Raw genomic sequence first — 20,454 nt, 5'->3', positions numbered from 1 at the left:
CAGTATGCGCTGATTCATACTGCCTGTTCCCACGTTTATTATTTTTGGAGTATTTAAATTACTTGGTCAGAATGAGACGGTTATTACGAGTCAAACGTAGACGGTATTCTTCACCCGCATGCATAATCCGGATTTCTCGTCCAAGCGCAAATAAATTATTCGAATGCAACATCGGTAGCGCATGCTGAGTATCATTATTACGGGTAAATAGGCTAAATGGTGCGTTCATTCCGTCGACTCCGTGGTGTGTTTTGGATTGATTTAAATGATAATCATTATCGAATAGATCTGTCAACGAATAATTGCTTCATTTATAAAAAACTCTAATTTGCTTACAATCTGTAAAACTTCAATGGTTCAGAACATTATGTCCAAAGCCACGATTCATGTCGCAATCGCTATTTTATTTCATCAAAATCAGGTGCTGGTCGGCTGGCGTGAAGCCAAACAGCATCAGGGCAATAAATATGAGTTTCCAGGCGGAAAAGTAGAACAGGGCGAATTGCCTATAGAGGCATGTCGACGTGAAGTGATTGAAGAAGTCGGAATTGATATTGAGCAATGGCAGGCTTTTGATTTTATTTCGCATGAATATGAAGATGTCATCGTCAATCTACATATTTTCCATGCTTCGGTTCAGCCAGAACAATTAGCTGGAATCAAGCAGCAATGGCGCTGGTATAGCCGGGATGAACTCAGTGAACTAAATTTTCCTAAAGCCAATCAGGCCATGATTCAAAAGCTGCAATGGCCGCGCAAGATCAAAATTTCTGACGACTTAAGTCACCTGAATAATCTGGAAACAGACCAGATGCTGTATTGGCGAGTATTGGCCAGCCCTGAACACATCAGCCAGTTACAGCAGATTCCAGTCGATCAGTTATCCAGATTGATCATCAATCAGGAACTTTGGTCACAACTGAATGAATTGCAGCAGCAAACCATTCGCACGATTCACCTGAAACAGTCTCAATTGATGCAACTGCAAAAAGGGGAGCTGACTGGTGGCTATCGTTATCTTGCAGCCTGTCATGATCTGGAAGCATTAAAACATGCAGAAAACATAGGCTGTGAAGCAGCTTTACTCAGCCCGGTACTGGCAACAGAGACACATCCTGATACTGCAGCTTTGGGCTGGGAAAAATTTAAACAGATGGCTGAACAGGTACAGATTCCTGTATTTGCTTTAGGCGGTTTGAAAGCTGAAGATCTAGACCATGCTCAAAACCAGTATGCTTATGGGATTGCAGGGATCCGTTATGTTTAAGTTAGAAACTTATTATAAATAACAGGGCTCACGCCAGGGCCTTAAAATTTCTTTAAGGCCTGCTGAGCTTGCTGAATGGCTTTGGTGTTTTTTTGCAGTTGAGCTGCTTTCAGGCGCACCTGCCAGAGCTGCTTTTTCATTGCATTGGTCTGTGCATAGCTTAAACCACGTAGGGCAAATGCATCAGCACGGGCCGGCTGGTTTTTACGGTTTGCGATCAAGCCAAGATACAGATAAGTTTCTGAAGCTTGAGGCGCCAAACGCTGAGCCTGTACGGCAGAAGTTTCAGCTTGATTATATTGCTGCTTGCTATAGGCTTGCTGAGTTTGCTGCATCAATTTTTTAAATGCAGGCAAGTTACGTCCATCATCAAATTTTTGTGCCTGGGGCTTTTGCTCAGGGATCACAATCTTCTGACGTTTAATCTCCGGTCGATCATAGGGCGTAATCACTACACCATCAGGTGTAGAGGATTTTGGTTTTTGTTGAACCGGAGGTTTGGACGGAGCCGCAGGCTGTTCTGGCTCCGATATGCTTTGGCAGCCCACCAAACCGAGGATGAGCAGACCAGGAATCAATTTTCTTAACATAAACATAGACTCAATTATTGGCTATAACTTCCACTCGCGATAATACGGGTTTGTTTAGCAACTTCGCGTTCTATTTCTGTTTCACTTTCTTGTATATAACGACTGAGATCATCTTCTTCCTCATCTTCTGGTGAAGGTTCTGAATCAATCGTATAAGGCTCAGTGGCGTAATGTGAGATGCCACAAGCAGTCGCCTGATTTGGCAGGGCATGACGTGAAATCGGAATATACATGGCACCATCACAGCCTTGGGCAGTCAGTTTACCTGTAGAACGGTCCAGCCAGTGCCATTCGATTTCATTAGGCTGAGCCAGATTCACCGACTTCTGACGGAGCTGTTTCATGACATTGGTCCAAACTGGAAGTGCACCTGAAGAACCGGTTAATCCAGTGACTTTGTTGTCATCCAGACCTAACCAGACCACTGCCATATAGTTGCCAGAATAACCTGCAAACCATGAATCACGGGTATCGTTTGTCGTACCCGATTTACCCGCCAGATTCAGGTTGCGTGGCAAACTGTTATAAGCAGAACGACCAGTACCACTCGACATGACCTGTTGTAAACCATAATTCAGAGCATAGGCTGATGCTGGATCAATCGTCGGCTGAACACTTAAGCTGTAACGTTCAAGCGAGTGGCCATTCGCATCAACTACAGAACGAATCGATTTCACCGGATATTTAAAGCCACCTGTTGCGAAGTTACCGTAAATATTCATCACTTCCATCGGTGACATATCTACTGCACCTAAATAAATAGATGGATAAGATGGAATGTCAGAAGTCACACCAAATTTTTGCAGATGGTTGATAAAGGTCGACAGGCCAAATTCCTGTGCCAAACGCACCGCAGACAGGTTATAGGATTGTGACAGGGCAAGAGACATCGGTACTACACCATGTGCGCTACCACTATAATTTTTCGGTGTCCATGGTTTGCCATCACTTTGAATGGTGATCTGGCTGTCTTCAATTGGACTGGCCCAGTGGTAACGATTCGATTCTAGCGCTGTCAGATAAATCACCGGTTTGAGTAATGAACCCACCTGACGCTTGGCATCTAAAGCCCGGTTAAAACCGGTAAAGTCCTGAGTAGAACCTACCGCTGCAACCAGTTCGCCATTTTCAGGGTGTGCGACCAGAACAGCACCTTGCAAATCTTTTAGACGACCTGGATTGCCTTTACTTAAACGGGCTACGCTTTCCTTAAAGCTGTCCTGAATTCGGGTTTGTGCCAATGGATCTAAGGTGGTGAAAATACGCAGACCCTGATTGGTTAAATCAGTTTCCTGATATTCGGTACGCAACTGACGGCGAACGATGTCCAGAAAATCCGGGAAGCGGGCAGGGCCTAAAGTTGGCTTGGAAATCACGTTCAGCGGACGGGCAGTTTCTGTTTCATATTGATCTTGAGTCAGATTACCCATTACCAGCATATTATTCAGAACCACATCACGACGTTTTTTCGCAAGTTCAGGATTGCGCCATGGGTTATACAGGCTTGGACCTTGGACCAGACCGACTAAAAAGGCCTGTTGGGAAATATTCAGTTCACGTAGTGGCAAGCCAAAATAAAATTGTGAAGCCAGACCATAACCATTTACGGAATAGTTACCGTTCTGACCCAGATTCACTTCATTTAAATAGGCTTCCAGAATCTCATCTTTGCCATAATGCAATTCAATCAGCATCGCCATAAAGGCTTCATTTACCTTACGTTTTAAGGTACGTTCTGGCGTTAAATAAAAATTCTTGACCAACTGTTGGGTGAGGGTTGAACCACCTTGACGCTTACCACCAGTAATATTGCTCACTACCGCACGTGCGATCCCGCGTGGAGATACGCCATGGTGATTGTAGAAATTGCGGTCTTCAGTGGCAATTAAAGCATCAATTAACGGTTTAGGCACTTTATTGAGCTTAATCAGCACACGGTCTTCATTATGCTGCGGGTAAATACCACCAATCAATAAAGGTTCCAGACGGGCAATCCCGCTAGAAGAGGGTTTAGTCGCACTTACTTCAGCAATCTGATCGCCATTAAAGCTAACTTTCAATACCTGTTCAGGTTCAACGCGATCGCCAAAATCAAAGCCACGGGTATGCACATACATGGTATTGCCAGTGCTGACAAAGCTGCCCGATTTGGTATAGCTGTCTGAACCTTTATAACCCAGTAATTTTAATTCTTGTTGGAAATCCTGCTGGCTGACAGGGGCATTTACATACACTTCCATCGGGCGTGCGAAAACCTTGGCCGGAATATCCCAGCGTTGACCCTCAAATTTTTCACGCACAATATTATCTAATTTAATCAAATAGATACTAAATGCTACAAATGCAGAAATGACTAGAATGGAGAAGATTAAGGCAATGAACCCCATACCTCGTTCAGATTTCATAAATGACGATAAGACCCTGTGAAATTGTGCTAATCATGCGAAGCTTTTCATTATTTTGCAATATTTAATCAATTATTGAGATTAAAATTAAAATTAAACTTCACATTTTCTCCTTAATTTCAATCTATTTCAATTCAATCCTGCACAGCTTTGTCATGTTATAAATTGTCATCCTATTCAAGCTTAATGTTATGATAAGCAGGATTCGAAGCGGAGCGACGACACTGGTGCAAATTTCCCACAAGACATTTCGAAATATCGGGTTGATTGGACGCCCGGATAAATCTTCAGTGGTTGAAACCTTATGCCTGATCCACGATCATCTGCTCAATTTAGGTCTACATCCTGTTTTTGATGCAGATACAGCTGAACTGGTTCCTTATCAGAATACCCAAACAGTTAGCCGTGCCTTGTTGGGCGAAGTGGTTGATCTGGTCATTGTGGTGGGTGGGGATGGTTCACTGTTACATGCAGCGCGGGCATTGGTAAAATACAATACGCCAGTGATCGGGGTGAACCGTGGTCGTTTGGGCTTCCTGACCGATATCAAGCCAACTGAAGTCATCTTCAAACTGGATCAGGTATTAAAAGGTGATTTTCAGGCAGAACGCCGTTTCTTGCTGGAAATGGAAGTTCGCTCCAAAGGTGAAATCATCTATGATGCGATTGCCCTGAATGATGTGGTCTTGCACTCGGGCAAATCGGTACACATGATTGATTTCGAGCTGAATATTGATGGACAATATGTCTATCGCCAGCATAGTGATGGCTTGATTGTGTCTACACCGACCGGTTCGACAGCCTATGCACTGTCCGGTGGTGGACCGATTGTGCATCCAAGTATGGATGCAATTGTGCTGGTGCCGATGCATCCGCATACCTTGTCTTCACGTCCGATTGTGGTCGGAGGGCATAGTGAAATTAAACTGATGATTCGTGAAAATCGCGTACTGCCGATGGTGAGTGCGGATGGACAACACAGTGTGTCTTTGAATGTTGGCGATAGCGTCCATATTCGTAAGCATCCCTTTAAACTGAATCTTCTGCATCCGCCAGGTTATGACTTCTATAATGCATGTCGAACCAAACTGGGCTGGAATCAGGACTTCGACTATCTTAAGCAGGATTAAATATGAATATTGAACAAATGCTTGCCGTACTCAATCCTGAGATTGTAGAACGCTTAAGAACAGCCATTGAAATTGGCAAATGGCCGAATGGTGTAGCGCTGACTCAGGAGCAGCGTCACACCTGTATGCAGGCTGTCTATGCCTGGGAAATGAAAAACCTGCCAGAAACCGAACGTAGCGGTTATATCGATCGTGGCACTAAAGAAGAGGGCGAACAATGTGATGATGATCATCACAAAAATGAGCCGGAATTCAAGCCGATCCGTTTCGTTTAATCGAAACCGAAAAAAAGACCACAGATGTGGTCTTTTTTAATGTCTGTTTTCTGGTCTGATCAAACCGAAAGACGGCTATTCCAGAGTTCTCTGGCTTTTTGCATCGCTACTTCATAGCTGTCACATTCACCCATGGTATACAGTGCAATGCCCATAGTTTCGACAACTGCAATTTCCCCATATTCATGTGAGCGTTGACCTTCCCATACTTGCTTAAACACAGCCAGATCCAGCTCTTCTTCAATCGGACTACGGTTGTCAGTCAGTTTTGGTAATTCGTGCTCATAAAGTTCGCCATTCTTAATTCCACAGATTAAAGTTTTGGCATCCGGGTTACGTTCAAATTCGCCACCTTCACCTTTAATGACCGCACTATTTTGATAACCTAATTTATAAGCGGACTGCTGATGTGAACTACGATAAGCAGGGTGGAAAATAGCCTGTAAAGTTGCTTTGGCATTAAATGGATTAATCAGGCGTGCCAGCGTATGAATCGGAGAGCGTAAGCCCATGACATTACGTAGCCCGATCAACTCAGCCAGAATTGGAGAGATCACCTCCAATGGCAGGTAAGCAAAATGTTTGTCTTTAAGCTGCTGTTCCACCTCAACATCATTTTGGCAGATCGGATAGCCTAAGTAGTTAAGTACCTGTTCTGTATAGACCCGATTCAAGGTATGACCTGAAGCACCATGCATCACGATATTATAGCCATGCTTAGCAAGGGTAAGCGCAGCCAGAATGAACCAAGGATAATGTTTGCGTTTGCCTGCATAAGACGACCAGTCTAGATCAACATCAAGCGCCTTAAAATTCAGTTGGTCACGGGTTGCCTGCACAAAGCCTGCGAGTTCATCAACAGATTCTTCCTTGACGCGTAATAGCATCAGAAAAGCGCCCAGTTGTACGTCCAGTACTTCATTTTTCAGGATCATGCTAAAAGCCTGATAGGCTTCTTCATAGCTTAAAGAACGTGCACCATTTTTTCCCTTGCCAATAATACGAATAAACTGGGCAAAAGGATGTTCGGCATCTTTATAAATATTTCGCTTTGTGGTCATGGGCATAGATCAATCATGTTCATCAAGTATTGGCATATTTTACGCTGATATTGGTATTTCACCTTCTTATTTTGCAGAATTATTATAGTTTTATAAGACTATAGTCTAAGAAGTATTGTTTGGTATTTAGGCAAATTTAACATTTCGGGTTAAACAAAAGTCTAAAAAGCGGTTAAAATTTCACGCAATTCTTGTGTTTGCTTCATCTCCTGATCAATGCACTGATTTTTCTTGAAGATCGGTGTTCCTGTGATTGTTAAACGTACATACACATTCTAATTTCAGTATCAGATTAATTTCTTGATACATAGGCACTTTTTTGTTTCAGACAATGAAGTATTGGACGCTTGTTTTTTAAAAATAAGTGAAAACTGAATATTGCTTCTGGTTAGAAGTATATCGTGAAGTAAGGTTATGGCTAAAAAACCAATTTATAAGTCGCTTTATTTTCAAGTGATTGTAGCCATTATTGCGGGTATCCTCGTCGGACATTTCTCGCCAAGTGGTACACAAATCATTAATGGTGCAGAACAATATGTTCCAGGTCTGGGCGAACAGCTTAAGCCGCTGGGTGATGCATTTATCCGTTTAATTAAAATGATCATCGCACCTGTGATTTTCTGTACCGTGGTTAGCGGGATCGCAGGTATGGAGAGCATGAAATCAGTCGGTAAAACTGGTGGTGTCGCTCTACTTTACTTCGAAATCGTGTCAACGATGGCACTGATCATTGGTCTTCTGGTAATTAATATTGCCAAGCCAGGTGTTGGCATGAATGTTGATCCAGCCAGTCTGGATACTGCGGGAATCTCGAAGTATGTAACTTCAGGCGAGTCGCAGTCTACCCTTGATTTCCTGATGAATATTATTCCGAATACGGTAGTGGGAGCTTTCGCTGAAGGTGAAATCCTGCAAGTGCTTTTATTCGCGATCCTGTTCGGTTTTGCGCTGCATAAATTGGGTGCACAAGGTAAGCCAGTTCTCAAACTGGTAGATCAGATTTCACATGTGTTCTTTAACATCGTGAACATGATTATGAAACTTGCGCCTATTGGTGCATTTGGTGCGATGGCTTTCACGATCGGTAAATATGGGATCGGTTCTCTGGCGCAATTGGCCCAGTTGATCATCTGCTTCTATATCACCTGTTTGCTGTTCATCTTTATTGTGCTAGGTTCAATTGCTCGCTTTACCGGCTTTAGCATTGTCAAGATGATTCGCCTGATTCGTGAAGAGTTACTGATTGTACTCGGTACTTCATCGTCTGAATCTGTATTGCCACGCATGTTGAAAAAACTCGAGCTTGCAGGTGCTGAAAAGTCAGTGGTAGGTCTGGTCATTCCAACCGGTTATTCATTTAACCTGGATGGTACTTCGATTTATCTGACAATGGCGGCAATCTTTATTGCACAGGCAACCAATACGCAACTTGATTTGTCCCACCAGATTACTTTACTTCTTGTATTGCTTATTTCTTCTAAAGGTGCAGCAGGTGTAACTGGCTCAGGCTTTATCGTGATGGCAGCAACTTTGGCGGCTGTAGGTAATATTCCGGTTGCAGGTCTGGCCTTGATTCTCGGTATTGACCGCTTCATGTCTGAAGCCCGTGCCTTGACCAATCTGGTCGGGAACTCTTTGGCGACTCTGGTTGTAGCAAAATGGGTCGGTCAGTTAGACATGGACAAGCTGAACTATGCATTAGCAAATCCGGCTGAAATTGATGAAAAAATGGCGCAAGAAGGCAACAACGCTCATTAAGTTTGAGTTCGTCTTATAGGTCATAAAAAGGAAGCTTCGGCTTCCTTTTTTATTTTTATCTGACTGTGAAGTTAGCGAAAAAATAAGTCAGGTACATGACAGCCTTTCTAAAAATAGTTAGCCTGTGCACAGGAAATAAAACGATAAACACGATAAGGATAAAAGAATGCTGGCTTACGATGCTGACCTGGAACTTTTCCGTGACAATTTCAAACGCTTTATGAATGAACATGTAGCGCCTTACTATGAAGAGTGGGAGCGTGAAGGCATGATGCCGCGTTCAGTCTGGAATGCGATGGGCGAAAATGGCTTCTTGTGTGTCGATGTTCCGGAAGAATATGGTGGCTATGGTGTTCCGACCCACTATTCCCTAATGTTGATTGAAGAGTCAGCTCGAGCAGGTTATAGCGCCATTTCAACCGGCCTGTCTTGTCACTCGGATATCGCAGCGCCGTATATCCTGCATATTGGTACTGAAGAACAAAAAAAATACTGGCTACCGAAAATGGTGTCTGGTGAAGTAGTGGGTGCGATTGGTATGACTGAGCCGGGTGCAGGTTCTGATCTGCAAGCCATGCGAACCAATGCCATCTTGCAGGATGACCATTATCTGTTGAATGGTTCTAAAACTTTTATCTCCAATGGTCAGCATGCTGACTTAGTCGTATTAGCCGTGAAAACCGATCCGCAAGCACGCGCCAAAGGTGTGTCTTTGATGCTGGTGGATACGCATCTGGAAGGCTTTAAAAAAGGCAAGAATCTGGACAAGATTGGTCTGCATTCACAGGATACTTCAGAGCTGTTCTTTGATAATGTCAAAGTACCGAAAGACCAGTTGCTGGGTCAGCCAGGTCAGGGCTTTGTCTATCTGATGCAGGAACTTCCACGTGAACGTACTGCTATTGCTGCTACTGCACTAGGCGCCATTCGTGGCTCGATTGATGTAACGACTCAATATGTCAAAGAGCGTCAGGCCTTTGGTCAGGCGATTGGCCAGTTTCAGAATACCCGTTTTGTACTGGCACAGGCCAAGATTGACGAGCTGGCAACAGCAGCTTTCTATAACCAGAATGTTGAGTTGTATATGCAAGGCAAGCTGGATGTAGAAACGGCAGCAGCGCTAAAGAGTTTCTCTACTGATATGCAGATGAAAGTTGCTGATAATCTGCTTCAGCTCTTTGGTGGTTATGGCTATATGACGGAATATCCGATTTCGCGTTTCTTTGTTGATGCCCGCATTCAACGGATCTATGGCGGTACCAATGAAATCATGAAAGAAATTGTTGCACGTGGTCTGCTTGGACGTTAAAAATCAACAGATAAAAAAGAGTCCTAAATGGACTCTTTTTTTATGGAAAGAATATTCTTGAAATCTAGATGTTTTATTATTTTAAGATTTTAGTACATCCAGACATTCATGAATAAAAATTGGCAAATCATTGGGTACTCGAGATGAAATCAGCTGATTATTGTCATTGACCAGTTCGACATCATAATAAGTCGCACCCGCATGTTGTACCCGAGGAGCATGTGCACGGATACTGGTAATGATGCGGTTTTTTAAAACATCAGCTTCACTGAGTAATAAAGATGCATCACAAAAACTGAAGATGGTCTTTTTGGCCTCATTAAAAGCCTGGATAAAATGTAAGACTCGCGTATCGTTGGCGAGGGAAACTGGTGATTCACCGCCCGGAATGAGTAAGGCATCAAAATCATCAATACTGATATGATCAATTCCCCGATCAATGGTTACACTCGACTGGCCATGTAGTCCATGTACGACTTTTCCGGCATGCAGTTCAATATTACAGACACTGTGCTCTGCAGCGAGTAAGGCCGCAACAGGCTCAGTATATTCAAGATCTTCAAAATTATTCGTTACAAGTACCGCTATTCTTTTTGGCATTATAGGCACCCCCAATATAGTTTTAAATTAGACTAGCGATTTAAGGTTTAAAAAACGTCTCTGCTTTGTAACCAAATAGTGATTCAGTGTAAAAAATCCAATTAAATCAAAGGAAAATGACTAAAAAAACAGTTTTCTATGTGCATTTTATTGTGAACTGTCACTCAGATTTTAATTGGTCAAACTAGAGGTATCGAGATGGCTTTATTTTTATTTTCTTATGCTTAAAATCGTTATGTAGATTAAGAAATAGTGATATTTCATCTTGATAAAAATCAGTTAAGATGAGCGGGCAAAGTTTACAATTTGATAATGTAAAACATGCGAAAATGCTGAAAGAAATGTTACCAGATATGACTAAAGCGATGAACGGTTAAAATCAACTCCCTGTTTTTAAGAATTAATCTACTAAAGTTATATTGTGTAACATTTACGGCACACTATTGTTATACTGCACAGATAAGGTTTATGAAGGGCGACATCACGATGATCAACGACGATCAAAACACAACGGCTTCTTTAGATTTGGCTAAAATTCGTGAAGATATCGATTCAGTTGATCAACAAATCCAGCAATTGATTAACCGTCGTGCACGTTTGGCTGAGGCTGTAGCAAAAGCGAAATTCGCATCTGAAGAAAATCCGCTGTTTTACCGTCCGGAACGTGAAGCACAGGTTTTGCGCAATGTTATGGAGCGCAATGAAGGACCATTGTCAGATACGACGATGGCACGTCTGTTCCGCGAGATCATGTCAGCTTGTTTGGCGCTCGAAGCACCGCAAAGTATTGCATTCTTGGGACCTGTTGGTACCTACACACACTCAGCAGTATTGAAACATTTTGGTCATGATGCTGTGGTGCGTCCATTACCCACCATTGATGAAGTATTCCGTGAAGTAGAAGCGGGCAGTGCGCATTATGGTCTGGTGCCTGTTGAAAACTCCTCTGAAGGTGTAGTGAACCACACTTTAGACTGTTTCAAGACTTCGCATCTGAATGTGATTGGCGAAGTAGAATTACCCATCCATCACCAGTTCCTGATCTCTGAAAATACCCGTAAAGACAGTATTAAGCAGATCTACGCACACCAGCAGACTCTGGCTCAATGCCGTAAATGGCTGGATGCTCATTATCCAGGTGTAGAACGTGTGGCACTCAGTTCAAATGCTGAAGCGGCACGCCGTATTCAGAATGAATGGCATTCTGCTGCGATCGCTTCTGAAATTGCTGCGAATATTTATAATCTTGAGATTATGCACAGCAATATTGAAGACAACCCAGAGAACACGACACGCTTCCTGGTGATTGGCCGTGAAAAAGTGCCACAAAGCGGTAATGATAAAACTTCATTACTGGTGTCTGCACATGACCGTGCCGGTGCATTGCTGGAAATTCTGGCTCCATTTGCCAAGCACAACATTAGTCTAACCAGTATTGAAACTCGACCTGCACTTCCTGAAAAATGGGCTTATGTATTCTTTATCGATCTTGAAGGTCATATTGAGCAGGAAAATGTTAAAGCTGCGATTGAAGAAATTCGTCCGCTTGTGAAAGAAGTCCGCGTGCTTGGTTCATATCCTGCAGCTGTTTTATAAAAGCAGCCTTTCGTGGTTAGTGCGAGGGTGCTAGCCACTGTTTCATCTGTAAATCGGAAGTATAAAATGTCGTTTGTCCCAGCCAATGAAGGCATCTCTAAATTAAAGCCATATCAACCAGGTAAACCGATCAGTGAACTTGAGCGTGAGTTGGGCATCACTGATATCGTGAAACTGGCTTCAAATGAAAACCCGCTAGGCTGTTCAGATAAAGTCAAAGAAGCAGTGGCTGCGGAACTGGCGGAAATTGGCCGTTATCCTGATGGCGGTGGCTTTATCCTGAAAGATCAGATCAAGACACAATTCGGTTTTGATCATAACCAGATTACTTTGGGTAATGGTTCAAACGACTTACTTGAAATATTTGCCCGTGCATTTGTTTCTGAAAAAGATTCAGTGATTTATAGCCAGCACGCATTTGCGGTATATGCATTGGTCACTCAAGCGATTAATGCAGAAGCAATTGAAGTCCCAGCAAAAGGTTTCTCGCATGACCTTGAAGCGATGGCAGCTGCGGTAAAAGACAACACCAAGCTGATCTTTATTGCAAACCCGAACAACCCGACAGGGACGTGGTTCGAAGAAGCCGAATTTGAAGCGTTCATGCAGAAAGTGCCTGCAAACGTGATTGTGGTACTGGATGAAGCTTATGTGGAATATTTCCCAGAGAACTTCAATAGCCTGAAATTCCTGAAACAGTATCCAAATCTGATTGTCAGCCGTACGCTGTCTAAGTGCTATGGTCTGGCAGCGCTTCGTGTAGGTTTTGCCCTGGCATCTGTTGAAGTGACTGACTTCTTAAACCGTATCCGTCAGCCATTCAACGTGAACCATTTAGCGATGGTTGCGGCGGTCGCTGCACTGAAAGATGAAGCATTCATCGAGAAATCTCGTCAAGTAAATAAAGCAGGTATGGCACAGCTTGAAGTTGGCTTCAAAGCTTTAGGCCTGAACTATGTACCTTCACGCACAAACTTCATCTTGGTTGATGTACAGGCTGATCCAGCTGAAACATTTAACAAGTTGTTGAAAGAAGGCGTGATCGTACGTCCAGTGGGTATTCCAAACCACTTGCGCGTATCAATTGGTACTGAAGCTGAAAATGCCAAATTCCTTGCTGCATTAGGTAAAGTACTTGGCTTAGAGGCGAAAGCTTAAGTTATGTCGCAGCCACTGTTTGAAAAAGTTGCCTTTATCGGACTTGGACTGATTGGTTCAAGTCTGGCGCGTGTCATTCAGGCCGAGCATTTAGCCAATGACATCGTGGCATCGACCCGCTCACAAAAAACCTTGGAAGATGCCAAGGCACTTGGTCTGATTTCCAACGGCTATGCAAATCCTGTAGAAGCCGTTAAGGGGGCAGACCTAGTGGTGCTGGCACTACCTGTGCGTGCAACGCAAAAGGTATTGGAAACCATCAAGCCTTATCTGTCGGAAAATGTCATCCTGACTGATGTTGGCAGTACCAAAGGCAATGTGGTGGATGCAGCCAAAGCCATATTTGGTGAAAATCTGCCAGCCGGTTTTGTGCCGGGGCACCCGATTGCTGGTGCAGAACATACTGGTGTACATGCGGGTAAGGTGGATCTGTTCGCTAATCACAAGGTGATTTTGACGCCGTTACCAAGCAGCGGACAATGGGCGGTCGATAAACTGATTCAACTGTGGCAGGCGGCCAAAGCGGAAGTGATTTGTATGGATGTGGAAAAGCACGATGAAGTGCTGGCCCATACCAGCCATCTTCCGCATCTGATGGCCTTCAACCTGGTCGAACAACTGGCCAAACGCGAAGACAATCTGGATATTTTTCGTTATGCTGCCGGTGGCTTCCGCGACTTCTCGCGTATTGCCGCCAGCGATCCACAAATGTGGCATGACATCTTTTTTGCCAATAAAAAGGCGATTCTCAATGCCGTGGACGGCTTTGAAGCTCAACTCGCGATTATCCGCAAGCTGATTGAAGATGAAGATTCACAAGCCTTAATGGGCTTGTTGGTGCATGCGCAGGCGGCGCGTCAGCACTTCAATCATATGCTCGCCAAGAAACCTCTCATGGAGAAAAATAAAGTGACACAACAATTTACCATTCAACCAGGTGCCAAGACGTTCCAGGGTAAATTTACCGTGCCAGGTGACAAATCTGTGTCACATCGTTCCATCATGTTTGGTGCTATCGCTGAAGGTACAACGCATGTGACCGGGTTCCTTGAGGGTGAAGATGCGCTTGCAACTTTACAGGCGTTCCGTGATATGGGTGTAAGCATTGAAGGTCCTAAAAATGGTGAAGTGACCATTCATGGCGTGGGTATGCAAGGCTTGAAAGCACCGAAGTCTGCGCTTTACATGGGCAACTCGGGTACTTCCATGCGTCTGCTGTCTGGCATGCTGTCAGCACAGAAATTTGATTCTGTAATGACTGGTGATGCTTCACTATCTAAACGTCCGATGGAGCGTATTGCTAAACCATTACGTTTAATGGGTGCACAGATTCAAACTACGGGTGAACGTGGTACACCACCAGTATCGATTACTGGTAATCAAAACCTGAAAGGTATTCAATACGACTTGCCAATGGCATCTGCTCAGGTGAAATCAGGCATTCTACTGGCGGGTCTTTGGGCAGAAGGTGAAACTTCAGTGACTGAACCTGAACCAACCCGTGACCATACTGAACGTATGTTGCGTGCTTTTGGTTATGACGTAAAAACTGAAGCTAACCGTATTTCCCTGCAAGGTGGTGGAAAACTGGTAGGTACTAACATTCAGGTGCCTTCTGATATTTCATCTGCAGCCTTCTTTATGGTCGGTGCGGCGATCACTGAAAATTCAGATGTGACTTTGGAAGCTGTGGGGATTAACCCGACTCGTACTGGTGTCATCGAAATCCTGAAACAGATGGGCGCTGACATTACAGTTGAAAATGAACGTATTGCGGGCGGTGAACCGATTGCGGATATCCGGATCCGTGGTACACGTACGTTAAAAGGCATTCATATGCCGGAAGACCAAGTGCCACTAGCAATTGATGAATTCCCAGCATTGTTTATAGCGGCAGCTTGTGCTGAAGGTCAAACCATCCTGACAGGTGCTGCTGAACTGCGTGTCAAAGAATCGGATCGTATTCAAGTGATGGCAGATGGTCTGAAAACCATGGGCATTGACTGTACGCCAACTGATGATGGCATCATTATCGAAGGTAAGGGTAAGGCAGGTGACTGGTCACCAATCTTCACAGGTGGTGAAATTGAATCGCATCATGACCATCGTATCGCAATGAGCTTCTCGATTGCAGGTCTGCGTAACTCAAGTGAAATCAAGATTGTTGGGACTGAAACCGTCGCAACCAGCTTCCCAACCTTCACTGAATTGAGTGCTCAAGCGGGTCTGGCGATTGAAGTGACAGAATAATTCTAAAATTTACATGAAACAGCCAAGCTTTTGCTTGGCTGTTTTGTTTATATTGGCTTATGCTAAAACCATACAACAAAAAAGCCATTTGGATGTAGCAATGCGAAAATTAAAATTTATGGCCAACCCTCAGAGCCAGGAACAATTACAGGGCAGTCAGCAGACTCAGGAATATGTGGCGCATCTGCTGACGGAAGAGCTCGGTAAATATGGCTTTAAAACCTTGGCGCAAAGTGGCGCACAAGTGGCCATAAGTGTCGATGAACACGAGTTACCATTATCAGTGAGCTGTGAGACACGAGACCAGGAAGGGCACCTGATTTGTGAAATCGCCTCTTACCCGGATGAAGAACAGGACTGGCTGGATCGGATTACAGAACAAAGTTTATTAAATCAGTTGGCACAAGCCGTTGAAGCATCGCTGAAAGAACAAGAAAGTTTTAGTGAGTTCGAGTGGAAAAACTAATTCAACCGATTCAAAGACTTTCGCCCATACTGCAAAGCGAACGTCTTGTTTTAGATTATTTTAAGCCATCCGATGCTGCGGAAGCCTATGCCTTGATTACCCCGAGTCTGACCCGTTTTATGGCATGGGATGCACCGGAATCTGAACAGGTATTTGCAATAGTCTGGCAAAACTGGCTAAACAATATGGCTGATCATAAAGAATATATCTTTGTGATTCGTCATATTGAAAGACATGAATTTATCGGACTATGTGGTTTGCATCGACTGCATGATGAAATACCTGAAGTGGGTATCTGGATTCGTGAAACGGCGCATGGTCATCATTATGGACATGAAGCAGTACGTTGTATTGTGGCCTATGCTTTCAATACATTAGGGATTAAGGTTTTGAGCTATCCGGTAGCAGAAGAAAACTGGTCTAGCCGGAAAATTGCAGAGCGCTTGGGTGGAAAAATTACCAGCCACCTAGATAAGCCTAAATATCGGGCTGTAATTTATGAAATACACGCTAAAGATTTAATGACTGAATAAAAAACCTCATCAAATGATGAGGTTTTTCTTGATCAGCTTAATGCGAGGAAACGGCTCATCGCAATCCGGAGCTGCTTTAAATAACCAGTAAAGAAATGGTTTGCACCGGGCAAGATCGTGACCAGATGACGTTGAGGCTTGGCCCATTCAATCATGTCAGATAAAAGTGTGACATCATCCGCTTCACCATGGATAAATAAAATATCACCTTTGATCGGTGGGGTAACATAGTGACGTAGGCCAGCTACGGTCGCAGTCGGTAAACCACACAAAATCACTTTTGAAGGTTGCAGTTCAACTGGCAGGGCGGCGTAACACTTGGCCATGACATGTGCACCAAAACTGAAACCGCCTGCAAAGAAAGGCAGGCCAATATGCTGGTGACGCGCATATTTAATGACTTCAAGTATATCATCTGTTTCACCAAAGCCTTCATCATGCAGACCGGCACTTTGACCAGAACCACGGAAACTTGGACGATAGACAACACAACCACGCTCTAAAAACATTTGTGCCAGTAACACCGGAACCTTATGTTGTGGTGTGCCACCTTGTAATGGATGGGGATGACAAACAATCGCGAATCCTTTCACTTCACCCTGAGGATAATCCACAAAAACCTCAAGTTGGCCAGCAGGGCCTTGGAGGAAGATTGGTTCGGACATAGAAAACCGATAAATTGCAGGAGAATTTTCTATTTTAACGATTATGATAAATAAAAACATGAATTGGAATTAAAATAAGTCTACTGATATAGTTTGATTAATCATTTTTTAACCAGGTTGCTATGCTTGCTTTAATTTCACCAGCCAAGACTTTAGATTACGAAACACCTTTACCTACCGATCAATTTACTCAGGCAAGATTGCTTGAACATTCCCAGGAATTGATAGAAGTTGCCCGCAAGTTATCAGCAACTGAAATTGCCAGCTTAATGAGCGTCAGTGAAAAAATTGCCAATCTGAATGCGGAACGCTTTAGAGACTGGCAGCCAGATTTTGATTTTTCCAATGCTCGTCAGGCAATCTTTGCCTTTAAAGGGGATGTTTATACCGGTCTAGATGCTTACCAGTTAAAGCAGGATCAGATTCATTATGCACAGAACCATCTGCGTATGTTATCCGGCCTATATGGCTTATTGCGTCCGCTGGATCTGATGATGCCTTACCGTCTGGAAATGGGAACCAAATTGACTAACCCACGTGGTGCTCATCTTTATGAGTTCTGGGGACATACTATTACTGATCTGATCAATTATGACCTGGCAACAGCAGAGTCTGAAATTCTGGTCAATATCGCCTCCGATGAATATTACAAGGCAGTGAAAGAAAGCAAAATTCAGGCTGAAATCATCAAGCCGGTATTTTTAGATCAGAAAAATGGCAAATATAAAGTCATCAGCTTCTATGCCAAGAAAGCTCGTGGTTTAATGGCGCGCTTTATCATTGAAAACCAGATCAAACGAACTGAAGACTTAAAAGCCTTTAATACCGATGGGTATTATTTTGATGCTGAAAGTTCACTAAAAGGTGAGTTGGTATTTAAACGTGATGAGCAGCTGGCTGCTTAAGGTAAAAGATTCACCCAAGACTGAATGAAGAAATTTTCTTAAAAGTCTTGGGTAAATTTAAGTTTAGCAATATTAGGTTGAATTGAATAAAAATTAAAAAATAGGGAAGGAACTTTCAAAATATCATTTATTTAGAAGAATTTTTAACAGGAAATGGATGAATTTTTTAGAAGAAAAGCTAAATAAAATAATGAAAGCTATAGGGAGCTTTAAAAGATATTTTTCATTCGATAAATTTATATAGTAAAGACAAATTTCTAAAAAAATAAAAAATAGAATCAATCAATTAATTTCTTTTAATATTCAAAAAATGACTAAAAAATAAAAAAATATGGCTCAAAAAATTATGATTAATTGAATAAGAAGTATAGAAAAATGAAGAATATAAAAACTCTAAATAATTGAAAAAACTGCATTTTATCGGGTTATTTGTAGACTATGTCACAATTTTATTGTTAATTTGTTAGCATAACTTTAATGCTGTTACATAACTCAACTACAAAAATGAAAATTTATACAATTCCTATTTTTGTGCTGATGGTGGGTTTACTCGGTTATTGTGTTCACCAACAGGCCGAAACAAAAAAACATGAAGAGCTTCATCAGATTCTGAGAGAAGTACAACATTCAACTAAATTGCTGAATGCAAATCGGCCCCGACCTTAATAGATTTGAACTAAGCGTTTTGATTAAGGAATCAGGTAAAAAAATAAAAATAAAATCATAATAAATAAAAGAAAATTTAATAATAATAAAACTGACTTATATTAATTTTTAATAAAATATAAATTCTAAGAAGCAATCAGAAATCAATGTGTTATAATTTGCAAAAGATAAAGTTAGATCAAATTTACTTAAATTAAGTATTTGATTCTAATGATGAAAAAAGCTGCATAGGGGTTATGCAGCTTTTTTGTTTAGATTGTTTTTTGAGTTTTTCTAGCGCAGTTTTCTTACTGTTCGCTATTGAAACATTTTGACCCGCTAAATGGCGAAGCTGGCATATTCGTTGCTAACAGATCCTTAAAATTCATGAAGTTTTCTATAAAGTTTCATGAATCCGGCGGCATGCTTAAAGCATAAAGTTTACTCAATAGGGGCTAGGTCATGACGACTCCTAATCCATCTTCAGAAAATATGCTGGAACGTCTGTTCAAACTGAGTGAAAACAAAACCAGTTTCCGTACAGAAGTTCTGGCAGGTGTAACCACGTTCCTGACAATGTGTTACATCATTATTGTTAATCCGATGATTTTATCCGAAACCGGGATGGATCATGGGGCTGTCTTTGTAGCCACCTGTCTTGCAGCCGCAATTGGCTGTTTGGTAATGGGGCTTATTGCCAATTATCCAATTGCACTTGCACCGGGTATGGGGCTGAATGCCTTCTTTACTTACTCAGTCTGTCTGGGAATGGGTGTGCCTTGGCAAACTGCATTAGGTGCAGTATTTGTATCTGGTCTGGTCTTCATTGCCATCAGTATGTTCAAAATACGTGAGGCGATTGTCAATGCCATTCCAATGTCACTCAAACTGGCAATTGGTGGTGGTATTGGCCTGTTCCTGGCCCTAGTTGCACTTAAAAATGCTGGCATTATTGTTGATAATCAAGCGACCTTGGTGGGTCTGGGTGATTTGAAACAGCCAACAGTTATGCTTGCGCTACTTGGCTTCCTGTTAGTGGTAGTAATGCATCACTTCAAAGTACGTGGTGCGATTATTATCAGTATTCTGGTAATCACTGCAATTTCTACTGCTTTAGGTTATAACCAGTTCCAGGGTGTAGTGGGTCAAATTCCTTCTCTGGCACCAACCTTCCTGCAAATGGACTTTCAAGGTCTGTTTACAGCTAGCCTGATCGGTGTGATCTTCGTATTCTTCCTGGTCGATCTGTTTGACTCTACGGGTACGTTAGTAGGTGTTTCACATCGTGCAGGTCTGTTAAAAGATGGTAAATTGCCGCGTCTGAAAAAAGCATTATTTGCCGATTCTTCTGCGATTGTTGCAGGTGCTGCTTTGGGTACTTCTTCAACTACACCTTATATTGAATCATCAGCGGGTGTTGCAGCAGGTGGTCGTACTGGTCTGACTGCAGTTGTGGTGGGCTTACTATTCATTGCCTGCTTATTCCTGGCTCCATTGGCTCAATCTGTACCGGGTTTTGCTACTGCACCTGCATTGCTATTTGTCGGTGTATTGATGATTCAGGGTATTGTCCATATTGAATGGGATGATATTACTGAAGCGGTTCCAGCATTCCTGACCATTGTATTCATGCCATTTACGTACTCAATTGCAGATGGTATCGCAATGGGTTTTATCAGCTATGCGCTGATTAAACTGCTGACAGGTAAAGCGAAAACTGTGCCATACATGGTGTGGATCATCGCAGTACTGTGGGCATTGAAGTTCTGGATGTTTGGCGGCTAATTTTTGTCGAATATCAAAAGGGTGTAAACTCAGTTTGCACCCTTTTTTTTCTCAGG

At 42.7% G+C, this 20,454-nt stretch carries 18 protein-coding genes; 12 read left to right on the top strand and 6 right to left on the bottom strand.

Features of this window, described 5'->3' with window-relative positions; genetic code table 11:
* Positions 1 to 58 precede the first annotated feature (58 nt).
* Positions 59 to 229 (bottom strand): hemin uptake protein HemP, encoded by a 171-nt coding sequence (hemP, locus tag AC4MBN_RS09435; protein ID WP_004784247.1) that lies wholly within the window; start codon positions 227 to 229, stop codon positions 59 to 61.
* Between the two features lie 138 nt (positions 230 to 367).
* Here hemP and AC4MBN_RS09430 point away from each other — a divergent pair, with 138 nt between their 5' ends.
* Positions 368 to 1,267 carry an NUDIX domain-containing protein gene (locus tag AC4MBN_RS09430; protein ID WP_491880160.1) on the top strand — a complete coding sequence of 300 codons (900 nt, stop codon included), beginning with the start codon at positions 368 to 370 and terminating at the stop codon, positions 1,265 to 1,267.
* A gap of 41 nt (positions 1,268 to 1,308) precedes the next feature.
* Here the strand turns inward: AC4MBN_RS09430 and AC4MBN_RS09425 are convergent, their stop codons facing one another.
* Together AC4MBN_RS09425 and mrcB are read right to left on the bottom strand one after the other, a co-directional pair.
* Positions 1,309 to 1,857 (bottom strand): tetratricopeptide repeat protein, encoded by a 549-nt coding sequence (locus AC4MBN_RS09425; protein ID WP_419374656.1) that lies wholly within the window; start codon positions 1,855 to 1,857, stop codon positions 1,309 to 1,311.
* A gap of 14 nt (positions 1,858 to 1,871) precedes the next feature.
* Positions 1,872 to 4,262, bottom strand: a complete 2,391-nt coding sequence (gene mrcB / locus AC4MBN_RS09420; RefSeq protein ID WP_491880159.1) for a penicillin-binding protein 1B — start codon at positions 4,260 to 4,262, stop codon at positions 1,872 to 1,874.
* Positions 4,263 to 4,453: 191 nt separating this feature from the next.
* Between mrcB and AC4MBN_RS09415 the strand changes: the two genes are divergently transcribed.
* Both AC4MBN_RS09415 and AC4MBN_RS09410 read left to right on the top strand, forming a co-directional pair.
* Positions 4,454 to 5,392 (top strand): NAD(+) kinase, encoded by a 939-nt coding sequence (locus AC4MBN_RS09415; RefSeq protein WP_125279078.1) that lies wholly within the window; start codon positions 4,454 to 4,456, stop codon positions 5,390 to 5,392.
* 2 nt (positions 5,393 to 5,394) lie between these two features.
* Entirely contained in the window at positions 5,395 to 5,667 is a 273-nt protein-coding gene (locus AC4MBN_RS09410) for a YeaC family protein (protein ID WP_484458619.1), read from the top strand.
* A gap of 59 nt (positions 5,668 to 5,726) precedes the next feature.
* Here the strand turns inward: AC4MBN_RS09410 and AC4MBN_RS09405 are convergent, their stop codons facing one another.
* A complete protein-coding gene (locus AC4MBN_RS09405) occupies positions 5,727 to 6,728 on the bottom strand; it encodes a glycosyl transferase family protein (RefSeq protein WP_491876689.1) in 1,002 nt (333 codons plus the stop codon).
* 414 nt (positions 6,729 to 7,142) lie between these two features.
* Between AC4MBN_RS09405 and AC4MBN_RS09400 the strand changes: the two genes are divergently transcribed.
* Positions 7,143 to 8,486 carry a dicarboxylate/amino acid:cation symporter gene (locus AC4MBN_RS09400; protein WP_491880158.1) on the top strand — a complete coding sequence of 448 codons (1,344 nt, stop codon included), beginning with the start codon at positions 7,143 to 7,145 and terminating at the stop codon, positions 8,484 to 8,486.
* A gap of 166 nt (positions 8,487 to 8,652) precedes the next feature.
* Positions 8,653 to 9,795 carry an acyl-CoA dehydrogenase family protein gene (locus AC4MBN_RS09395; protein WP_005236468.1) on the top strand — a complete coding sequence of 381 codons (1,143 nt, stop codon included), beginning with the start codon at positions 8,653 to 8,655 and terminating at the stop codon, positions 9,793 to 9,795.
* Between the two features lie 81 nt (positions 9,796 to 9,876).
* On the opposite strand, the gene AC4MBN_RS09390 is transcribed toward AC4MBN_RS09395, so the two are convergent.
* Positions 9,877 to 10,395, bottom strand: a complete 519-nt coding sequence (locus tag AC4MBN_RS09390; RefSeq protein WP_180179014.1) for a DJ-1/PfpI family protein — start codon at positions 10,393 to 10,395, stop codon at positions 9,877 to 9,879.
* A 486-nt stretch (positions 10,396 to 10,881) separates the two neighbouring features.
* Here AC4MBN_RS09390 and pheA point away from each other — a divergent pair, with 486 nt between their 5' ends.
* The 5 genes from pheA to AC4MBN_RS09365 all read left to right on the top strand — a co-directional run bounded on the left by pheA (position 10,882) and on the right by AC4MBN_RS09365 (position 16,398).
* Positions 10,882 to 11,991, top strand: a complete 1,110-nt coding sequence (pheA, locus tag AC4MBN_RS09385) for a prephenate dehydratase (protein WP_034170724.1) — start codon at positions 10,882 to 10,884, stop codon at positions 11,989 to 11,991.
* Between the two features lie 66 nt (positions 11,992 to 12,057).
* Positions 12,058 to 13,149, top strand: a complete 1,092-nt coding sequence (hisC, locus tag AC4MBN_RS09380; RefSeq protein ID WP_419365504.1) for a histidinol-phosphate transaminase — start codon at positions 12,058 to 12,060, stop codon at positions 13,147 to 13,149.
* A 3-nt stretch (positions 13,150 to 13,152) separates the two neighbouring features.
* The gene (locus tag AC4MBN_RS09375; protein ID WP_491880157.1) at positions 13,153 to 15,399 is read left to right on the top strand and encodes a bifunctional prephenate dehydrogenase/3-phosphoshikimate 1-carboxyvinyltransferase; all 2,247 of its coding nucleotides are present in this window, start codon (positions 13,153 to 13,155) and stop codon (positions 15,397 to 15,399) included.
* A gap of 100 nt (positions 15,400 to 15,499) precedes the next feature.
* A complete protein-coding gene (locus AC4MBN_RS09370; protein WP_419374651.1) occupies positions 15,500 to 15,865 on the top strand; it encodes a hypothetical protein in 366 nt (121 codons plus the stop codon).
* Entirely contained in the window at positions 15,853 to 16,398 is a 546-nt protein-coding gene (locus AC4MBN_RS09365) for a GNAT family N-acetyltransferase (protein ID WP_491880156.1), read from the top strand. The genes AC4MBN_RS09370 and AC4MBN_RS09365 overlap by 13 nt, the downstream gene beginning before the upstream one ends.
* A 32-nt stretch (positions 16,399 to 16,430) precedes the next feature.
* On the opposite strand, the gene AC4MBN_RS09360 is transcribed toward AC4MBN_RS09365, so the two are convergent.
* Positions 16,431 to 17,063 (bottom strand): alpha/beta hydrolase, encoded by a 633-nt coding sequence (locus AC4MBN_RS09360; protein ID WP_419374649.1) that lies wholly within the window; start codon positions 17,061 to 17,063, stop codon positions 16,431 to 16,433.
* Positions 17,064 to 17,185: 122 nt separating this feature from the next.
* Between AC4MBN_RS09360 and yaaA the strand changes: the two genes are divergently transcribed.
* Positions 17,186 to 17,968 (top strand): peroxide stress protein YaaA, encoded by a 783-nt coding sequence (gene yaaA, locus AC4MBN_RS09355; RefSeq protein ID WP_491880155.1) that lies wholly within the window; start codon positions 17,186 to 17,188, stop codon positions 17,966 to 17,968.
* Between the two features lie 1,107 nt (positions 17,969 to 19,075).
* Positions 19,076 to 20,398, top strand: a complete 1,323-nt coding sequence (locus AC4MBN_RS09350) for an NCS2 family permease (RefSeq protein ID WP_004815389.1) — start codon at positions 19,076 to 19,078, stop codon at positions 20,396 to 20,398.
* The last annotated feature ends 56 nt before the right edge of the window (positions 20,399 to 20,454 follow it).

This window comes from Acinetobacter sp. CAU_H_60, from assembly GCF_058599385.1.
Note: the sequence above shows the minus strand (reverse complement) of the source record. Positions and strands in the feature narration are given on the sequence as shown.

What these genes read in the sequence shown, in the direction of transcription:
- pheA (WP_034170724.1), top strand. Translation starts at nt 10,882, where the DNA reads ATGATCAACGACGATCAAAACACAACGGCTTCTTTAGATTTGGCTAAA.
- AC4MBN_RS09360 (WP_419374649.1), bottom strand. Translation starts at nt 17,063, where the DNA reads ATGTCCGAACCAATCTTCCTCCAAGGCCCTGCTGGCCAACTTGAGGTT.
- AC4MBN_RS09410 (WP_484458619.1), top strand. Translation starts at nt 5,395, where the DNA reads ATGAATATTGAACAAATGCTTGCCGTACTCAATCCTGAGATTGTAGAA.
- mrcB (WP_491880159.1), bottom strand. Translation starts at nt 4,262, where the DNA reads ATGAAATCTGAACGAGGTATGGGGTTCATTGCCTTAATCTTCTCCATT.
- AC4MBN_RS09425 (WP_419374656.1), bottom strand. Translation starts at nt 1,857, where the DNA reads ATGTTAAGAAAATTGATTCCTGGTCTGCTCATCCTCGGTTTGGTGGGC.
- AC4MBN_RS09375 (WP_491880157.1), top strand. Translation starts at nt 13,153, where the DNA reads ATGTCGCAGCCACTGTTTGAAAAAGTTGCCTTTATCGGACTTGGACTG.
- yaaA (WP_491880155.1), top strand. Translation starts at nt 17,186, where the DNA reads ATGCTTGCTTTAATTTCACCAGCCAAGACTTTAGATTACGAAACACCT.
- hemP (WP_004784247.1), bottom strand. Translation starts at nt 229, where the DNA reads ATGAACGCACCATTTAGCCTATTTACCCGTAATAATGATACTCAGCAT.
- hisC (WP_419365504.1), top strand. Translation starts at nt 12,058, where the DNA reads ATGTCGTTTGTCCCAGCCAATGAAGGCATCTCTAAATTAAAGCCATAT.
- AC4MBN_RS09415 (WP_125279078.1), top strand. Translation starts at nt 4,454, where the DNA reads ATGATAAGCAGGATTCGAAGCGGAGCGACGACACTGGTGCAAATTTCC.
- AC4MBN_RS09430 (WP_491880160.1), top strand. Translation starts at nt 368, where the DNA reads ATGTCCAAAGCCACGATTCATGTCGCAATCGCTATTTTATTTCATCAA.
- AC4MBN_RS09390 (WP_180179014.1), bottom strand. Translation starts at nt 10,395, where the DNA reads ATGCCAAAAAGAATAGCGGTACTTGTAACGAATAATTTTGAAGATCTT.
- AC4MBN_RS09350 (WP_004815389.1), top strand. Translation starts at nt 19,076, where the DNA reads ATGACGACTCCTAATCCATCTTCAGAAAATATGCTGGAACGTCTGTTC.
- AC4MBN_RS09370 (WP_419374651.1), top strand. Translation starts at nt 15,500, where the DNA reads ATGCGAAAATTAAAATTTATGGCCAACCCTCAGAGCCAGGAACAATTA.
- AC4MBN_RS09405 (WP_491876689.1), bottom strand. Translation starts at nt 6,728, where the DNA reads ATGACCACAAAGCGAAATATTTATAAAGATGCCGAACATCCTTTTGCC.
- AC4MBN_RS09395 (WP_005236468.1), top strand. Translation starts at nt 8,653, where the DNA reads ATGCTGGCTTACGATGCTGACCTGGAACTTTTCCGTGACAATTTCAAA.
- AC4MBN_RS09400 (WP_491880158.1), top strand. Translation starts at nt 7,143, where the DNA reads ATGGCTAAAAAACCAATTTATAAGTCGCTTTATTTTCAAGTGATTGTA.